Source organism: Stenotrophomonas sp. TWI169 (assembly GCF_039674705.1).
GTDB lineage: Bacteria > Pseudomonadota > Gammaproteobacteria > Xanthomonadales > Xanthomonadaceae > Stenotrophomonas > Stenotrophomonas maltophilia_P.
The window spans coordinates 97069-112409 of record NZ_JBDJOB010000002.1 but is presented as its reverse complement, the minus strand read 5'-3'; the positions used below and the strand labels follow the sequence as shown (position 1 = coordinate 112409).

The 15341-nt window shown below is 68.0% G+C and carries 12 protein-coding genes; all 12 read left to right on the top strand.

Features of this window, described 5'->3' with window-relative positions:
• Positions 1 to 100 precede the first annotated feature (100 nt).
• Complete coding sequence (locus ABE543_RS02205; RefSeq protein ID WP_065176153.1) at positions 101 to 883, top strand: ParA family protein; 783 nt, start codon at positions 101 to 103, stop codon at positions 881 to 883.
• Positions 880 to 1875, top strand: coding sequence for a chemotaxis protein CheW (locus ABE543_RS02200; protein WP_283219838.1), 996 nt, complete (start codon positions 880 to 882; stop codon positions 1873 to 1875). The genes ABE543_RS02205 and ABE543_RS02200 overlap by 4 nt, the downstream gene beginning before the upstream one ends.
• Before the next feature lie 117 nt (positions 1876 to 1992).
• The gene (locus tag ABE543_RS02195) at positions 1993 to 2301 is read left to right on the top strand and encodes an STAS domain-containing protein (protein ID WP_053520056.1); all 309 of its coding nucleotides are present in this window, start codon (positions 1993 to 1995) and stop codon (positions 2299 to 2301) included.
• On the top strand, positions 2298 to 2663 hold the full coding sequence (locus ABE543_RS02190; protein ID WP_005409521.1) for a response regulator: 366 nt from the start codon (positions 2298 to 2300) through the stop codon (positions 2661 to 2663). Before ABE543_RS02195 ends, ABE543_RS02190 begins: the two co-directional genes overlap by 4 nt.
• Before the next feature lie 44 nt (positions 2664 to 2707).
• Entirely contained in the window at positions 2708 to 4717 is a 2010-nt protein-coding gene (locus ABE543_RS02185; protein WP_053520424.1) for a chemotaxis protein CheA, read from the top strand.
• Between the two features lie 345 nt (positions 4718 to 5062).
• On the top strand, positions 5063 to 7306 hold the full coding sequence (locus ABE543_RS02180) for a methyl-accepting chemotaxis protein (protein ID WP_346475233.1): 2244 nt from the start codon (positions 5063 to 5065) through the stop codon (positions 7304 to 7306).
• 202 nt (positions 7307 to 7508) lie between these two features.
• Positions 7509 to 7982, top strand: coding sequence for a hypothetical protein (locus tag ABE543_RS02175; protein ID WP_128990761.1), 474 nt, complete (start codon positions 7509 to 7511; stop codon positions 7980 to 7982).
• A gap of 3 nt (positions 7983 to 7985) precedes the next feature.
• Entirely contained in the window at positions 7986 to 10178 is a 2193-nt protein-coding gene (locus ABE543_RS02170; RefSeq protein WP_346475232.1) for a methyl-accepting chemotaxis protein, read from the top strand.
• A 141-nt stretch (positions 10179 to 10319) separates the two neighbouring features.
• Positions 10320 to 11093 (top strand): flagellar brake protein, encoded by a 774-nt coding sequence (locus ABE543_RS02165; RefSeq protein WP_053520423.1) that lies wholly within the window; start codon positions 10320 to 10322, stop codon positions 11091 to 11093.
• Positions 11094 to 11230: 137 nt separating this feature from the next.
• Positions 11231 to 11722, top strand: a complete 492-nt coding sequence (locus ABE543_RS02160; protein ID WP_053520422.1) for a chemotaxis protein CheW — start codon at positions 11231 to 11233, stop codon at positions 11720 to 11722.
• Positions 11723 to 11858: 136 nt separating this feature from the next.
• Positions 11859 to 12242: a hypothetical protein gene (locus ABE543_RS02155; RefSeq protein WP_053520421.1), complete on the top strand. Its 384-nt coding sequence runs from the start codon at positions 11859 to 11861 to the stop codon at positions 12240 to 12242.
• A 102-nt stretch (positions 12243 to 12344) separates the two neighbouring features.
• The gene (locus tag ABE543_RS02150; RefSeq protein ID WP_346475231.1) at positions 12345 to 14720 is read left to right on the top strand and encodes a methyl-accepting chemotaxis protein; all 2376 of its coding nucleotides are present in this window, start codon (positions 12345 to 12347) and stop codon (positions 14718 to 14720) included.
• Positions 14721 to 15341 lie beyond the last annotated feature (621 nt).

The following is a 15341-nucleotide window of genomic DNA, read 5'->3' as shown; positions in this document are numbered from 1 at the left end:
GTGCCCTCCCCGTCCCCAATCGCACCGGTGCAGTTGCCACCGGTGCCGGCTGGCAGCCGTGTCGGCGCCGCCGCTCCCCCGGCAATGAAGGAGTAAACCCATGCGCATCTGGGCAGTCGCCAACCAGAAGGGCGGAGTCGGCAAGACGACGACCACCCTGGCCCTCGGTCGCAACCTGGCCACGCAGGGCCATCGCGTGCTGCTGATCGATCTTGATCCCCACGCCTCGCTCAGCCGCGCCTTCGGCGTGCCGGTGGACCCGCCACCGACCGGCGTACTTGAGCTGTTCGGCGCACCTCCGGCCGAGCTGTCCAGCCTTTGCCACACCAGCAGCGTCAGCGGCCTGGACTACGTCTGTGCACAGCCGGCACTGGCCACGCTGGAGCGCCGCAGCGCCAACCAGCCGGGCCTTGGCCTGGCGCTGCAGAACGCGCTGGCACGGCACCAGGGCCAGCACGACTACATCCTGCTGGACTGCGCGCCCACACTCGGCCTGCTGATGATCAATGCGCTCGCGGCAGCGGACCGCCTGATCATTCCGACGCAGGCCGAGCCGCTGGCACTGCACGGGCTGGACGGCATGGTGCGCACCGGTGAGATGGTCGAGCGCTCGCGCCGGCGCCCGCTGCCGATCTCGATCCTGCCCACCCTGTTCGACCGCCGCACCCGCACCGGCAACGAATCACTGCGCAGCATGCAGGACCGTCACGGCGCACGCGTCTGGGAGGATGCGATTCCGATCGACACGCGGGTCAGCAACGCGGCCGGCCTGACCCTGCCGAGCGTCGGCGAGGACTATCCCGGCCGCGGGCTCGCGGCCTACCGTCGCGCGCTGAACTGGATCCTTGGCGAGGATGCGCGCGCGCTGGAGCAGGCCGCATGAACACCACCGGCGTGCTGGACGACTATCTGGACGAGCTGCTGGGCGAAGCGATCGCCCCGGTGGCGGCCAACCCCGATGCAGGCAACACGGCGCTTCCGGCGGCGATCGCCGAACGCGAGCCGACCTGGGACGACCTGCCGGCAGAGGTCATCTACGAAACCGGCAGCAGCGACGTGGTGCCCGTGGATGACGCCGCTCTGGCGGCCGCCTTCGAGGCCGCCAGCCAGTCCGCTGCACCGGCCGCTGCCGAACGCCAGCCGACCTGGGACGATCTGCCCGATGAGGTGATCTACGAGACCGACGGCGCGGAAAGCCCGTTGCTGGCCCACACCGACAGCCCCGCGCTGCAGGCTGCCTTCGAGGCCGCCGCCAGCGGCGAAGGGGTGGATCCGGTGGCGCCCGCGCGGATCGTGCCCCCGGCACCCGCCGCTGCGCCGCCGGCAGCGGCTGCACCGCCGCGTGTCGCCCTCGAAGCACCCGCCGCCAGCCGCCCTGCCAGCTGGCAGGAACTGCAGGCGCAGGCCCATCGACCCGCCAACAGCCCGCATCCGCAGCACCGCCGCGCGAACGAGCGCACCTCGCGCTGGCTGCGGATGCGCTGTGGCAGCCAGGCCTATGCACTGGAACTGCTGAAAGTGCAGGAGGTGGTACTGCCGGTACCCCTGCTGCCGCTGCGCGGCACTGCGCCGGCGATGCTGGGGATCATGAACCTGCGCGGCCAGGTGGTGCCCGTGATGGACCTTGGGCTGCACCTGGGCGCAGCGGCGGCCGAGGACGACGCACAGACCCGCATCGTGGTGCTGGAGGAAGACGGCGAGACCATCGGCCTGCGCGTCTCGGCCGTGGAAGACGTCGCCAATCTCACTGATTCGCAGATCGAGCCACCGGATACCGCCCGCATCTGCCAGATCTCCAACGACCTCTTCCGTGGTGTGGCCCGCGTCAGCCAACGGCCGATGATCCTGCTCGACGCCACCCGCCTGCTCAACTGAGGCGGGGGCCACGCGTTGCCCGGGCCCGTCGGAACGGGCACGCAGGGCCTCACCGCCCCCTAAAGAACCCCTGGCGGGTGCCGATATGGATGACGGAACCGTTTGTCCGGAGCAACGATGAGCACTGTCGAACTGGGTGAGGATCTCGGCATCGAGACCAGCACCGAGCTCAAGAACCGCCTCGCCCCGCTGGTAGCGCAGGTTGGCGAGCTGACCCTGGATGCAAGCCAGGTCGGCCGCGTCCACACCGCCGCCGTGCAGGTGCTGTGTGCATTCGTGCAGGCACGCCGCGAGGCGGGCCTGGACACCGGCTTCCACGGTTGCACTGCAACCTTCCGTGACGCCGCGCGCCTGCTGGGCGTCACCCAGGCTCTGGGCCTGGACGTACCCCATGACAACCTGAAATCTGTGGAGAACGCTGCATGAGCGCACGTATCTTGGTGGTGGACGATTCGGCGTCGATGCGCCAGATGGTGTCCTTCGCCCTCACCTCGGCCGGTTTTGCCGTCGAAGAAGCTGAAGACGGCGCGGTCGCGCTCGGCCGCGCGAAGGGACAGCGCTTCAACGCGGTGGTCACCGACGTCAACATGCCGAACATGGACGGCATTGCGCTGATCCGCGAGCTGCGCCAGCTGCCGGACTACAAGTTCACGCCGCTGCTGATGCTGACCACCGAGTCCGCCGCCGACAAGAAGTCCGAAGGCAAGGCCGCCGGCGCCACCGGCTGGCTGGTCAAGCCGTTCAACCCGGAACAGCTGGTCGCCACCGTGCAGAAAGTGCTGGGCTGATCGCCCCGCACCGTTCCCCTTCTTCGCTTCCGGATCACCACTGCATGAGCATGGACCTGCAACGCTTCCACGCCACCTTCTTCGAAGAGAGCCGCGAAGGCCTCGACGCGATGGAGGCCGGCCTGCTGGCCCTGGAGTCGGGGCAGCAGGACGCGGAGATCATCAACTCGGTGTTCCGCGCCGCCCACTCCATCAAGGGCGGTGCCGGTACGTTCGGCTTCGATGCCATCGCCGCGCTCACCCACGTACTGGAAACGCTGCTGGACGAGCTGCGCGCCGGCAAGCGCGCGCTGGAAGGCCACGCGGTCGATGCGATGCTGTCGTCCGTGGATGTGCTGCGCGCCCTGCTGCGCGAGGCCGAGCACGGCCAGGCGGCCGATCCGGCGGCCGTCGCCGCGGTGAAGGCGCGGCTGGAGGCAGTGCTGTCCGGCCAGCCGGCAGCCAGCGCCCCGGCCGCGGCTGCCGCCGCAGCACCGGTGGACGATACGCCCGAAGCCTGGCAGATCGGCTTCACCCCCGCGCCCTCACTGTTCATGAGTGGCAATGATCCGCTGCGCATCATCCGCGAACTGGAACATCTCGGCTCGCTGCAGGTCGCTGCGCGGCTCGAACGCCTGCCCGGCTTCGCCCAGCTTGACCCTCTCGAAGCCCATCTTGCGTGGGACCTCGGCCTGGTCGGCAAGGTGCCGCGCAGCAAGATCGAAGACACCTTTGCGTGGGTGCTGGACGACTGCGAACTGGACATCCGTCCGGCCGCGCCGCCGAGCCTGGCCACCCGCGCCCCCGATACAACAGCCAACGCCCCTTCCACGCCCGTTGCTGCAGTACCCCCCGTTGCCGCCGCCCCTGCCGCCAGTGGCACCCCTGGCACCAGCCAGGACGCGGAAACCTCGATCCGCGTCAGTGTCGACAAGGTGGACGCACTGATCAATCTGGTCGGTGAACTGGTCATCACCCAGGCCATGCTCAAGCAGGTCTCGCATGCACTGGATCCGGTGCTTGCCGAGAGCCTGTTCGCCGGCCTGGATCAGCTCGAACGCAACACCCGCGACCTGCAGGAAGCCGTCATCGGCGTGCGCATGCTGCCGGTCGACGCCGTGTTCCGCCGCTTCCCGCGCCTGGTCCGCGACCTCTCCACCCGCCTCGGCAAGCAGGTCCGCCTGCGCACCATCGGTGAAGGCACCGAACTGGACAAGGGCCTGATCGAGAAGATCGCCGATCCGCTCGTCCACCTGGTCCGCAACTCCATCGACCACGGGCTGGAAATGCCGGACGTGCGCAAGGGCGCAGGCAAGGACGAGACCGGCACCATCACCCTGGCGGCGTCGCACCAGGGAGGCCACATCGTCATCGAAGTCAGCGACGACGGACGCGGCCTGGATCGCGCCAGGATCCTCGCCAAGGCGGCCGAACGCGGCCTGAGCGTGCCCGACAATCCCACCGACTCGCAGGTCTGGGACCTGATCTTCCAGCCGGGCTTCTCCACCGCCGACGCCGTCACCGATCTCTCCGGGCGCGGCGTGGGCATGGACGTCGTCCGTCGCAACATCCAGGCACTGGGCGGTGAAGTACAGATCGAAAGCAGCCTGGGCACTGGAACGCGTACCCTGATCCGGCTGCCGCTGACCCTGGCCATCCTCGACGGCATGACCGTGGCGGTGGCGGGCGAGACGTTGATCCTGCCGCTGGCCTATGTGCTGGAAGCCCTGCAGCCGCAGCCGGAGGACATCCGCAGCATGGCCGGCGAAGGGCGCGTGCTGCGCGTGCGTGGCGAGTACCTGCCGATCCTGTCCCTCAGCGAGTACTACGGGTACGGCGCCCGCATGCCCGGCAGCGAATCGCTGGTGGTGGTGGTGGAAGGCGACGGGCAGAAGATCGCACTGGAAGTGGACGAACTGGTCGGCCAGCAGCAGGTCGTGGTCAAGAACATCGAGAACAACTACCGGCGTATCGGCGGCGTGTCCGGCGCCACCATCCTCGGCGATGGCCGCGTTGCACTGATCGTCGACATCGGTGGGCTGGTGCGCTCGCTGCGCGTGCCGCAGGCCGCCTGAGTCCGAGCGCAGGTGATCCAGGGCCGCCGCCCCACACGGGCGGCGGCTTTCGTTTGTGTGCAGCCCGGTAGCAAGGCGAGTGTGCGCCTCCCGCTCCATTTCGTGAACTCCGTCGGCCCACGGCGCCGCAGGAACCCCCCCGCGTGCAGGCCGGAACACGGCCCCTGCAACGCGTCCGCGCCGCCGTCCCTACGCATCCGGATGTGACGCCCATCCATAAAGTCCGCCGGCCGTGCGCCGCTATCTCGCAGTGACAGTCGTGACCGGACGCGCATCGGCTCCGGTTCACGCTGCACTCCCCGGCCGGCACGCACGCCCGCCACTCTGCCCACCTGGAGCACCTGCATGAAGTGGTTCCACGATCTGCCCATCGCCCGCAAGCTGGCCGTGGGGTTCACCCTCACCACCCTGATGACCCTGCTGCTGGGTGCGTTCGCACTGTTGCGCCTGAGCCAGGCCAACGACCAGCTGGGGGCGATGGCCAGCAACGATATTCCGTCGGTGCAGCATCTGGGCGAAGCCCGCTCGCAGCTTGGTGAATTCCGTACCTACGAGCTGGCCCAGCTGACCATGCTGGACCAGCCGGACAAGGTGGCCGACTACAACAAGCGCATGGACACCACCGCCAAAGCCGTACGCGATGAACTGGCGGCCTATGCCGCCTTGCCGGCCCAGGACAAGGAACGCGAACTGTATCGCGCCGCCTCGGCGCAGGTGGATCGCTACTTCGCCGCCAACAAGGCCATGCGTGACGCAGTGGCCGCCGGCGACGGCATCATGGCGCAGCAGATTTCCGACGAGCAGTCGCGCCCGGCACGGCGTGAACTGTTCGACGCCCTGAAGGCACTGGGTGCCCACATCGCCGGCCTGATGGACGCGCGGATCGCCGATGCCAACGCCACCCATCGCGCCAGCATGATCGCCATCATCGGCTGCATCGTACTGCTGTCGTTGCTGGCCGCCGCGCTGGCCACGGTCATCTCGCGGGCCGTGACCGGTCCGCTCGGCAAGGCCGTGCAGGCCATCCAGGCAGTCGCCCGCGGTGACCTGAGCGTCAGCACCCGCGCCACCAGCAACGACGAGGCCGGCCAGATGCTGTCCGCCACCGCGGAAATGACCGCAATGCTGCGCCGATTCTCCGAGCAGACGCAGCTGATGGCGCAGATGCATGCCGGACCGGATATCAGCCATCGCATCCCGGAAGACTTCCCGGGTGTCTACGGCCAGCTCGCCAGCGGCATCAATACGGTCATTTTCGAGCACCTGGACGCGATCCGCGATGCGATCGACGTACTCAACCAGTATGCCGTCGGCAATCTCGCACCGGACGCGCGCCGCCTGCCCGGCAGCCGCGCCATCCTGCATGAGTCGATGGATGCGGCCAAGTCCAGCCTGCTGGCGATCAATACGCAGATCCAGCAGCTCGCGGCCGCAGCCGCCGCGGGCGACTTCAGCCAGCGCGGCGACGCACAGCGCTTCCAGCATGATTTCAAGGTGATGATCGATCACCTGAACACCATGATGGAGGTCGCCGACAGCAATCTCGGCCAGCTCTCGCAGCTGCTGCAGTCGATCGCTGCCGGGGACCTCACCGCGCGCATGGACGGGCAGTTCAACGGCGTGTTCGCACGGATGCGTGACGATGCCAATGCCACCGTCACCCAGCTGACCCGCATCGTTGGCCAGATCCAGGCCAGCGCCTCCAGCATCACCCTGGCCGCCGGCGAAATCGCCTCGGGCAACAACGACCTGTCGCGCCGTACCGAACAGCAGGCCGCCAACCTGGAAGAAACCGCCGCCTCGATGGAGGAACTGACCTCCACCGTGCGCCAGAACGCCGAGCACGCCCGCCAGGCCAACCAGCTCGCCATCGGTGCCCATGGCGTCGCCTCCCAGGGCGGCGAAGTGGTCGGCCAGGTGGTCACCACCATGTCCGCCATCGAAGCCTCCTCGAAGAAGATCGCCGAGATCATCAGCGTCATCGACAGCATCGCCTTCCAGACCAACATCCTGGCCCTGAACGCCGCGGTCGAGGCCGCCCGCGCCGGTGAACAGGGCCGCGGCTTTGCGGTGGTCGCCAGCGAAGTGCGCACCCTCGCCCAGCGCTCGGCCGCTGCCGCCAAGGAGATCAAGGGCCTGATCGACGACTCGGTGGGCAAGGTCGCCGATGGTTCTGCGCTGGTGCACAAGGCCGGCGCCACCATGGGCGAGATCGTTGCCTCGGTGCAGCGCGTGACCGACATCATGGCCGAGATTTCCGCGGCCTCGCAGGAACAGAGCGCCGGCATCGAGCAGGTCAACCAGACCGTGGTGCAGATGGACGAGACCACCCAGCAGAACGCCGCGCTGGTGGAGGAAGCCACCGCCGCTGCACGGGCGATGGAGGAACAGGCTGTGCAGCTGGGTGAGGCCGTGGCCCGCTTCCGCCTGGAGTCACAGAACGAAGCACCGCTACCGGCGGTGGTCGCGGCGGCGCAGCGCAGAACGCCAGCGGCAGCTCCAGCGGCCAGGCCGGCCCCCCAGCGCGTCGCACGCGCCGCGGCGGCGCAGCCGGCGCTGGCACTCGACGGCGACTGGCAGGAGTTCTGACCGCATCGGAACTGGGACGCGTCGGATTCCTGCACACTGGCAGGGATCCGGCCCTCGACCGGCCCGGTCTGATCGCCGTGACTCCTCGCCGGTCGTCGCAACGCATCACAGTTCCAGCGTTGCCCCGGCCAACTGATTGAATTTTTCTTCAGGTTCAGCCGCCGCTCGCCGCTAACGGGACACGGTCCTACGCGAGCCAGCGATGCCAGCCAGCAACGACCCCGACCCGATACCGGTACAGCGTGGGCGAATGCTGGCCGGCGTGCTGCTGCTCGCTGCGTGGCTGGGATGGACCCTCGCCGCGCTGTGGGCGCAGGCCGATGCTTCACAGCCACCGGCCGGCCGCTGGCGCGCCGCGGACGTGCTGGCGCAGCTGTCGCCCGCCGTGCTTGCCGCCAGCCATCAGCATCCCCTGCTGCTGCGGCAGTCCATCGTGTGTGGCTGCGCACCACCGGCGCGCACACCCGACGGCATCGACCTGCGGGAGGCCCGCACGCCGCTGCCCTTCGAATGGTTGGTGCTGTACCAGCAGCGCCTTGTCTATGCCGGGCCCTCCCTTCTCGACGCGGGCTGCGGCGGCCGTCCGCTCGCAGCCGCTCCACTGGTTGCGGGGCTGCTGCGCAATGCACAGGCGCCCGTGATCCTTTCCCATCATTGCCCATGCCACAAGGAGTAGCGCATGCATGCCTCCACCCGTAATACCGCCGCGCCGACCGGTCAGCCGACACCGCCTTACCTGCGCACGCTGGCCGCGGGTGCCGACCGCCTGTTCCTGCTGGTCAGTGCAGGGCTGGTCCTGGCCTCGCTGGCACTGGCCGTGCGCCATGGTCAATGGACACCGTGGCTGCTGGTCGCACTGCCTGCGCTGCTGGTCAGCGCGGTGCAGGTCCACCTGCAACCCGGCAGCCGCCTCAGCCGCTGCACGACAGCGCTGGCGTGGATGGTGCTGTCGGCCACCTTGATCCACCAGACGCACGGACAGCTGGAGACCCACTTCACGGTCATCGTGCTGATCGCACTGCTGCTGTACTACCGCGACTGGCTGCCGATCGTGGTGGCCGCCGTGGCGATCGCCGTGCATCACGTGCTGTTCTTCGCCCTGCAGACGCGCGGCCTGCCGTACCCGGTATTCGCCGCCGGCAGTGGTCTGGGCGTGCTGGTCCTGCACGCCCTGTACGTCACCATCGAGGCCGGCCTGCTGTCGGTGATGGCCGTCCAGATGCGCCGCCAGCTTCTGCTGCTCGGCCACGACCCGCAGCAACTGGCACACCTGGCACGCGGCCTGGCCGACGACCAGCCCCTGCCCGAGGCGCTGCATGCCAGCCAGTTCCCGCAGGACTCGCTGGCCGCCGCCCTGGTCCAGGCCAGCACCCGGCTGCTGCAGCGCCGCCAGCGCGAGCTGGCGGCCGGTGGCGAATCGCTGCGCATCCGCAGCGCGCTGGACGATGTCACCACCAACGTGATGATCGCCGACCGTGACCGCAACATCGTCTTCGTCAACCGTCCACTGCAGAAAATGCTGGCCGCCGCCGAAGCCGACCTGCGCCGTGACCTGCCACAGTTCAGCGCCGCCGACCTGCTGGGCCGCAACATCGACATCTTCCACCGCAATCCGGCCCACCAGGCCACCCTGCTCGACCGCCTCACCGGCACCTATCGCACGCAGATCCGCGTCGGCGGCCGGGCCCTGCAGCTGATCGTCAATCCGATCATCGGCGACGACGAACAGCGCCAGGGATTCGTGGTGGAGTGGGCCGACCGCACAGCCGAGATCGAGGTCGAAAAAGAACTCGGCCATATCGTCGATGCCGCCGCGCAGGGCGACTTCAGCGGCCGCGTAGGAACCGCCGGCAAGGAAGGCTTCTTCCTGCAGCTGGCGGAACGCCTCAACGGCCTGCTGGATGCCAACGCACGCAGCATCGAGCAGATCTCGCAGCTGCTGTCCTCGCTCTCGCGCGGCGACCTCACCGTGCAGATGCAGGGCGACTTCCACGGCGTTTACGCCCGCATCCGCGACGATGCCAACACCACCATCGCCGAGCTGACCCGCATCGTCGGCAGCATCCAGGCAGCCTCCAGCCGCCTCACCGGCGCCGCCGCCGGACTGGCGCAGGGCAACGGTCACCTGGCCAGCCGCACCGAACAGCAGGCGGCCAGCCTGGAGGAAACCGCCGCCACCATGGAGGAGTTGACCGCGACCGTGCGCCAGAACGCGGGACATGCGCGGCAGGCCAACCAGCTGGCCACCGATGCGGCCGACATCGCCGGCGAAGGGCGCACGGTCGTCGGCCAGGTGGTCACCACCATGTCCGCCATTGAAGCCTCCTCGAAGAAGATCGCCGAGATCATCAGCGTCATCGACGGCATCGCCTTCCAGACCAACATCCTGGCCCTCAATGCCGCGGTCGAAGCCGCCCGTGCCGGTGAGCAGGGCCGCGGCTTTGCCGTGGTCGCCAGCGAAGTGCGCACCCTCGCCCAACGCTCGGCGGGTGCTGCCAAGGAGATCAAGGGCCTGATCGACGCCTCTGTCGGCAAGGTCAGCGATGGCGCCGCACTGGTGCAACAGGCCGGCAGCACCATGCAGCGGGTCGTGGCCGCGGTGCAGCAGGTGAACCAGATCATGGGCGAGATCTCCTCCGCCTCGCAGGAACAGAGCATGGGCATCGAGCAGGTGAACCAGAGCATCGCGCAGATGGACGCCAGCACCCGCCAGAACGCCACGCTGGTGGAGGCGTCAACCGCCGCCACCCACGGCATGGCCGAACAGGCACAGCTGCTGGCGGCCGCGGTAGCGCGCTTCCACCTGAACGGAGGGGACGACAATCCGGCGGTGATGCAGCGTGTGCGGCAGATCGCCGGTATCGAGGAATGATGCCTCCGGCCCATTCCTTCGATCCCGGCCCGGCCGATGGAAGGTGATGAAACTCACACTTCATAATCCGGCGCGGTGGCCGATATCCCCATCGAGCCACGCGCCGGCGCGCGCAGGCGCCCGCCCCTGACCACAGATTCCATGTCCGACGGCAACGACACAGCAGTGCACGATGTCCATGCGGCCGACGCCGCGGATGAACGCTTCCTGGTCCGTAATCCGCGCCAGCTGCGGCAGCTGCTGCGCTCGCTGATCGAGCAGCGCTCCCTGATAAACGCGCATATCGACGGCCGCGATCGCTCGTTCCCGACCGCGCTGTTGGAACTGGACGAAGACGAGGACGTGCTGCTGATCGATGGCAGCCCGCAGGAGGCGTCCAACCGGGCAGCCGAGCAGGCCGATCATGTGCTGTGTTTCGCCCAGCTTGAGCGCGTGCTGGTGCGCTTCCGTCTGCAGGGGCTGCAGCGCGTGGACAACGACGGCCACGTCGCCTTCCGCGCTGCGCTGCCAGAGGAACTGATGCATCTGCAGCGGCGCGAACTGTACCGGCTGGAAACCCCCATCACCGACTCGCCCCAGCTGCTGCTGCCGGCTGCGGACGGACGCCCCGAGGCGTTGTCGATGCGCGTGGTGGACATCAGCGGCGGTGGCCTTGCCGTCGCGGTGCCCAGCGACTGCGCCGTGTTCGGCCTGCAGCAGCGCTACGCGGCGGTGCTGTCGCTGTCGGATGGGCCGGATCTGGATATCGAACTGGTGGTCTGCAACCTGCTGCCGCAGCGCCAGCCCAACGGTACCGAAATCAAGCGCGTGGGGATGCGCTTCGACAGCCTGCCTCGCGGTGGCGACAGCGCCATCCAGCGCTACATCTTCCGGATCGACCGCCAGCGCAAGGCACGCCGGAACGGAGAGATGTAGCTGGCGCCGGCCGTGGCCTGGCGCCATCCGGTCCTCACCAGACGGGAATGTCCTGTCACGGCCCTGCCTAAAGTCCCCCCGCGCGGGGCCGATATCGAGCCTGACACCGGGACTTCCGGCAGAACCAGGACCCCTCGATGAACGACCAGACCCGCTCCGCCGCCAGCGCCGGCGGCGAATTCCTCAGCTTCACGCTCGGCGCCGAGCATTACGGCGTGGATATCCTCAAGGTGCAGGAAATCCGCGGCTACGATGCCGTCACCCGGGTGCCGGACGCACCGGATTACATCAAGGGCGTAATCAACCTGCGCGGAACCATCGTGCCGGTGATCGACCTGCGCCTGAAGCTGCGCCTGGAGAACGCGCGCTACGACGCCTTTACCGTGATGATCGTGCTCAATGTCGATGACCGTGTGGTCGGCATCGTGGTGGACAGCGTCTCGGACGTCATCCCGCTGTCGTCCGAACAGATCCGCCCGACCCCTGAATTCGGCGCTGCGGTCGATACCCGGTTCATCTCGGGCATCGGCACCCAGGACGACCGCATGCTGATCCTGCTGGACATCGAGACCCTGCTGGACAGCGCGGACATGGGCCAGCCGGCCCTGCTCGAGGACGCCGCCGCCTGAGTCTGCGTACCGCTTCACGTTGCTGTCACGAAACCCTTCAGTTCCCTGCGGCGGTGCCGATAGGGGGACAGAGGCCGGCCGCGCGGGAACGCGTACCACCGGCAAAAAACCATCACCCTCCCGGAGAACCACCCCGATGAAGTCCCTGCTCGCGCTCGTTTCGGCTGCCGCCCTGGCCACCACCGCGTCGTCCGCCCTCGCCCAGTCCTCGGACATGATCCCGCCGGAACTGGCCCCGCGCTCGGTGGGCAAGGACGGCATGGTCTGCGGCAAGGTCGAGAAGGCCCGCTTCGCCGAAGGTTCCGAAGGCCAGCCGACGTTCCTGTACATGGGCGGCGCTTTCCCGCGCCACACCTTCTCGGCGCGCATCGCCGGTGAAAACCGCAGCAAGTTCTCGTTCCCGCTGGAAACGCTGGAAGGCAAGACCGTGTGCGTGATCGGCAAGATCCAGCGTGATGCCTCGCGCGCCGAGATCGAAGTCAGCTCGCCGGCCGGCCTGAAGCTGGCCAACATCAAGTAATCCGCTGTCCGTCGCAGTCACGCCGGTCCTGGTGCCGGCGTGGCCGCCGCCGCAACCGGGCCCGATGCCCGTGCGCGTCTGCCTTAGGAGATCGCAACGCCCATGCCTTGGATCAACAACCTGAAACTGATGCCGAAGCTGATGGTGACCTTCGGCGTCATCCTGCTGGTGATGCTGCTGCAGGGCATCGTCGCCTATCGTGGCCTGCATTCGCTGAACAACGTCACCACCGAGTTGGCCGGTTCGCGCATGGAAAGCATCCGCCTGGCCGGCGAGATGCGCGGCATGCTCGGCGAGTACCGCAACAGTGCCTACCAGCAGCTGATCCGTGCCAGCGATGACGTCAAGGCCGACGCGCGCAAGCAGGCTGCAGCGCTGCGTACCAGCATGGACAGTTCCATCAAGGACTATCCGAAGCTGGTGGACAACGCCCAGCAGAAGAAGCTGTTCGACACCTTCGCCAAGGACTGGAAGGACGCCCTGGCCTCCTACGACAGCGTCACCGAGATGCTGGAACTGGACCTGCCGGACGACGCCATCGATACCTTCGTCGGCGAGACCCGCACCAAGCACCGCAAGGCCGCCGCGGCGCTGGAAGCCCTGATTGCCGAAGACAACCGCCTCGCACGCGCCTCGCGCGAACAGGCCGAATCCACCTATGCCGCTTCGTCCGTCCTGACCGTGATCGCCCTGCTGGGTGGCGCCGCGCTCGGCCTGGTGCTGGTGTGGCTGTTCGCCCGCGCCCTCGTCGGCAGCGTGCGTGGTGCCGTCTCGGTGGCCAATGATGTCGCCGGCGGCAAGCTCGACGGTCACATCGATGTCAGCCGCCAGGATGAAGTGGGCGAACTGATGCAGGCCATGCAGCGCATGCAGCGTGATCTGCGTGAGCGCATCGAGACCGACCAGGCCATCGCCCGTGAGAACCTGCGCATCCGGACCGCGCTGGATTACAGTTCGACCGGCGTCTACCTGACCGATACCAACAACACCATCGTCTACAGCAACCGTGCCCTGCAGCAGACGTTGAGCCAGTACCAGGACGATGTGCGCCGCGACCTGCCTGACTTCGATGCGCAGGACTCGCTGATCGGCAAGCCGGTCACGGTGCTGGAACACCGTGGCGAGATGGACCCGTCCCTGCTGGCGAACCTCAAGCAGCACGGCGTGGCCCGCCGCCCGATGCAGTACGGCGATGCCCAGTTCGCCCAGGTCGTGTCGACCATCCGCAACGAGGACGGCGACACCGTCGGCTGCGTGGTGGAATGGCGTGACCGTACCCAGGAAGCGCAGGTCGAGGCCGAAGTGGCCCGGGTGATCGCCCGCGCCGCCGCCGGCGACCTGTCCGGCCGGATCGAAACCAGCGACAAGGAAGGCTTCTTCCTGCAGCTGGCCCAGCAGATCAACGGCCTGCTCGACGCCAACGCCGGCAGCATCGAACAGATTTCCGGCCTGCTCGCCGCGCTGTCGCAGGGTGACCTCACCGTGCGCATGCATGGCGACTACCAGGGCGTATTCGCACGCATGCGTGACGATGCCAATGCCACTGCCGCGCAGCTGAGCGAGATCGTCACCCGCATCAAGCAGTCCAGCCGGGCAATCAGTACTGCCGCCGGCGAAATCGCCTCGGGCAACAACGACCTGTCGCGCCGTACCGAACAGCAGGCCGCCAACCTGGAAGAAACTGCCGCCTCGATGGAGGAGTTGACCTCCACCGTGCGCCAGAACGCCGAGCACGCCCGCCAGGCCAACCAGCTCGCCATCGGTGCCCATGGCGTCGCCTCCCAGGGCGGCGAAGTGGTCGGCCAGGTGGTCACCACCATGTCCGCCATCGAAGCCTCCTCGAAGAAGATCGCCGAGATCATCAGCGTCATCGACGGCATCGCCTTCCAGACCAACATCCTGGCCCTCAACGCCGCGGTCGAGGCCGCCCGTGCCGGTGAACAGGGCCGCGGCTTTGCGGTGGTCGCCAGCGAAGTACGCACCCTCGCCCAGCGCTCGGCCGCTGCCGCCAAGGAGATCAAGGGCCTGATCGATGACTCGGTGGGCAAGGTCGCCGATGGTTCTGCACTGGTGCACAAGGCCGGGGCCACCATGGGCGAGATCGTCGCCTCGGTGCAGCGCGTGACCGACATCATGGCCGAGATCTCCGCGGCCTCGCAGGAACAGAGCGCCGGCATCGAGCAGGTCAACCAGACCGTGGTGCAGATGGACGAGACCACCCAGCAGAACGCCGCGCTGGTGGAGGAAGCCACCGCCGCTGCGCGGGCCATGGAGGAACAGGCAGGCCATCTGAGTGAAGCGGTGTCCATCTTCGTGCTCGATGAAGCCGAAACCGTGGTCGCGCCCCGCGTCGCCGCCCCCGCCCCGCGCACCGCTGCACCCGCCGCCCCGGCGCCGGCTGCACCGCCGGCCCGCCGCAGCAGCGGCGGTCGCCCGATGGCCGCGGAACTGGCCGACGGAGACTGGCAGGAGTTCTGATTCCTGCCTGACCTGACGCACGACAACGCCCTGGCCCTGCGCCGGGGCGCTTTCGTTTAAGGGGCATCTGATTGTCCAGCCAACGGCGAAGCCCCTCGGGGTGGCCGCGGAGAGCTGCGGATTTCCTTCGTTTGGGCCAGGAGGGTGGGTCGCGCAGGGGACGCCGTGAATACGTCCCTGTAGGCTCGGGCGCGCCATCCATGGCGCTTACGCCCCTGCGCAACCCACCCTCCCGGCCACGGACAGTTTCCGTGCGCGTCCACCCCGGATTGAAGAAAGAAAGCAAAAAGCAAAAGCCAGGCCACTTCAGGGGTCAGATCCGTTTTCCACAGGAAAACGGATCCGACCCCTCTTCCCACGTGGAAACCCAACGCCTTTGCCGGCCGCCGAAGTGAAGCCCTGGCGGGCCGGGTCGGGGTGGGCAGGCAGGACCGTTGGCGCCATGGATGGCGCCATCGAGCCCCCATGGATGGGTTCACGGCGTGTCCTGCCTGCCCACCCCGACCCGGCCAAACCATAGCAACCCATCGCCATGACCTGCCGTTGCCGTTGCCGTTGCTGTTGCTGTTGCTTGAAAGGCCTGCCGCAGGCAGCGCCGCAGCCGCCGCTGCAAGGAAACCT

Bases quoted from the DNA above. Each gene is read 5' to 3' on its own strand.
- ABE543_RS02155 (WP_053520421.1), top strand. From the start codon at position 11,859: ATGAAGTCCCTGCTCGCGCTCGTTTCGGCTGCCGCCCTGGCCACCACC.
- ABE543_RS02195 (WP_053520056.1), top strand. From the start codon at position 1,993: ATGAGCACTGTCGAACTGGGTGAGGATCTCGGCATCGAGACCAGCACC.
- ABE543_RS02170 (WP_346475232.1), top strand. From the start codon at position 7,986: ATGCATGCCTCCACCCGTAATACCGCCGCGCCGACCGGTCAGCCGACA.
- ABE543_RS02205 (WP_065176153.1), top strand. From the start codon at position 101: ATGCGCATCTGGGCAGTCGCCAACCAGAAGGGCGGAGTCGGCAAGACG.
- ABE543_RS02190 (WP_005409521.1), top strand. From the start codon at position 2,298: ATGAGCGCACGTATCTTGGTGGTGGACGATTCGGCGTCGATGCGCCAG.
- ABE543_RS02200 (WP_283219838.1), top strand. From the start codon at position 880: ATGAACACCACCGGCGTGCTGGACGACTATCTGGACGAGCTGCTGGGC.
- ABE543_RS02160 (WP_053520422.1), top strand. From the start codon at position 11,231: ATGAACGACCAGACCCGCTCCGCCGCCAGCGCCGGCGGCGAATTCCTC.
- ABE543_RS02150 (WP_346475231.1), top strand. From the start codon at position 12,345: ATGCCTTGGATCAACAACCTGAAACTGATGCCGAAGCTGATGGTGACC.
- ABE543_RS02165 (WP_053520423.1), top strand. From the start codon at position 10,320: ATGTCCGACGGCAACGACACAGCAGTGCACGATGTCCATGCGGCCGAC.
- ABE543_RS02180 (WP_346475233.1), top strand. From the start codon at position 5,063: ATGAAGTGGTTCCACGATCTGCCCATCGCCCGCAAGCTGGCCGTGGGG.
- ABE543_RS02175 (WP_128990761.1), top strand. From the start codon at position 7,509: ATGCCAGCCAGCAACGACCCCGACCCGATACCGGTACAGCGTGGGCGA.
- ABE543_RS02185 (WP_053520424.1), top strand. From the start codon at position 2,708: ATGAGCATGGACCTGCAACGCTTCCACGCCACCTTCTTCGAAGAGAGC.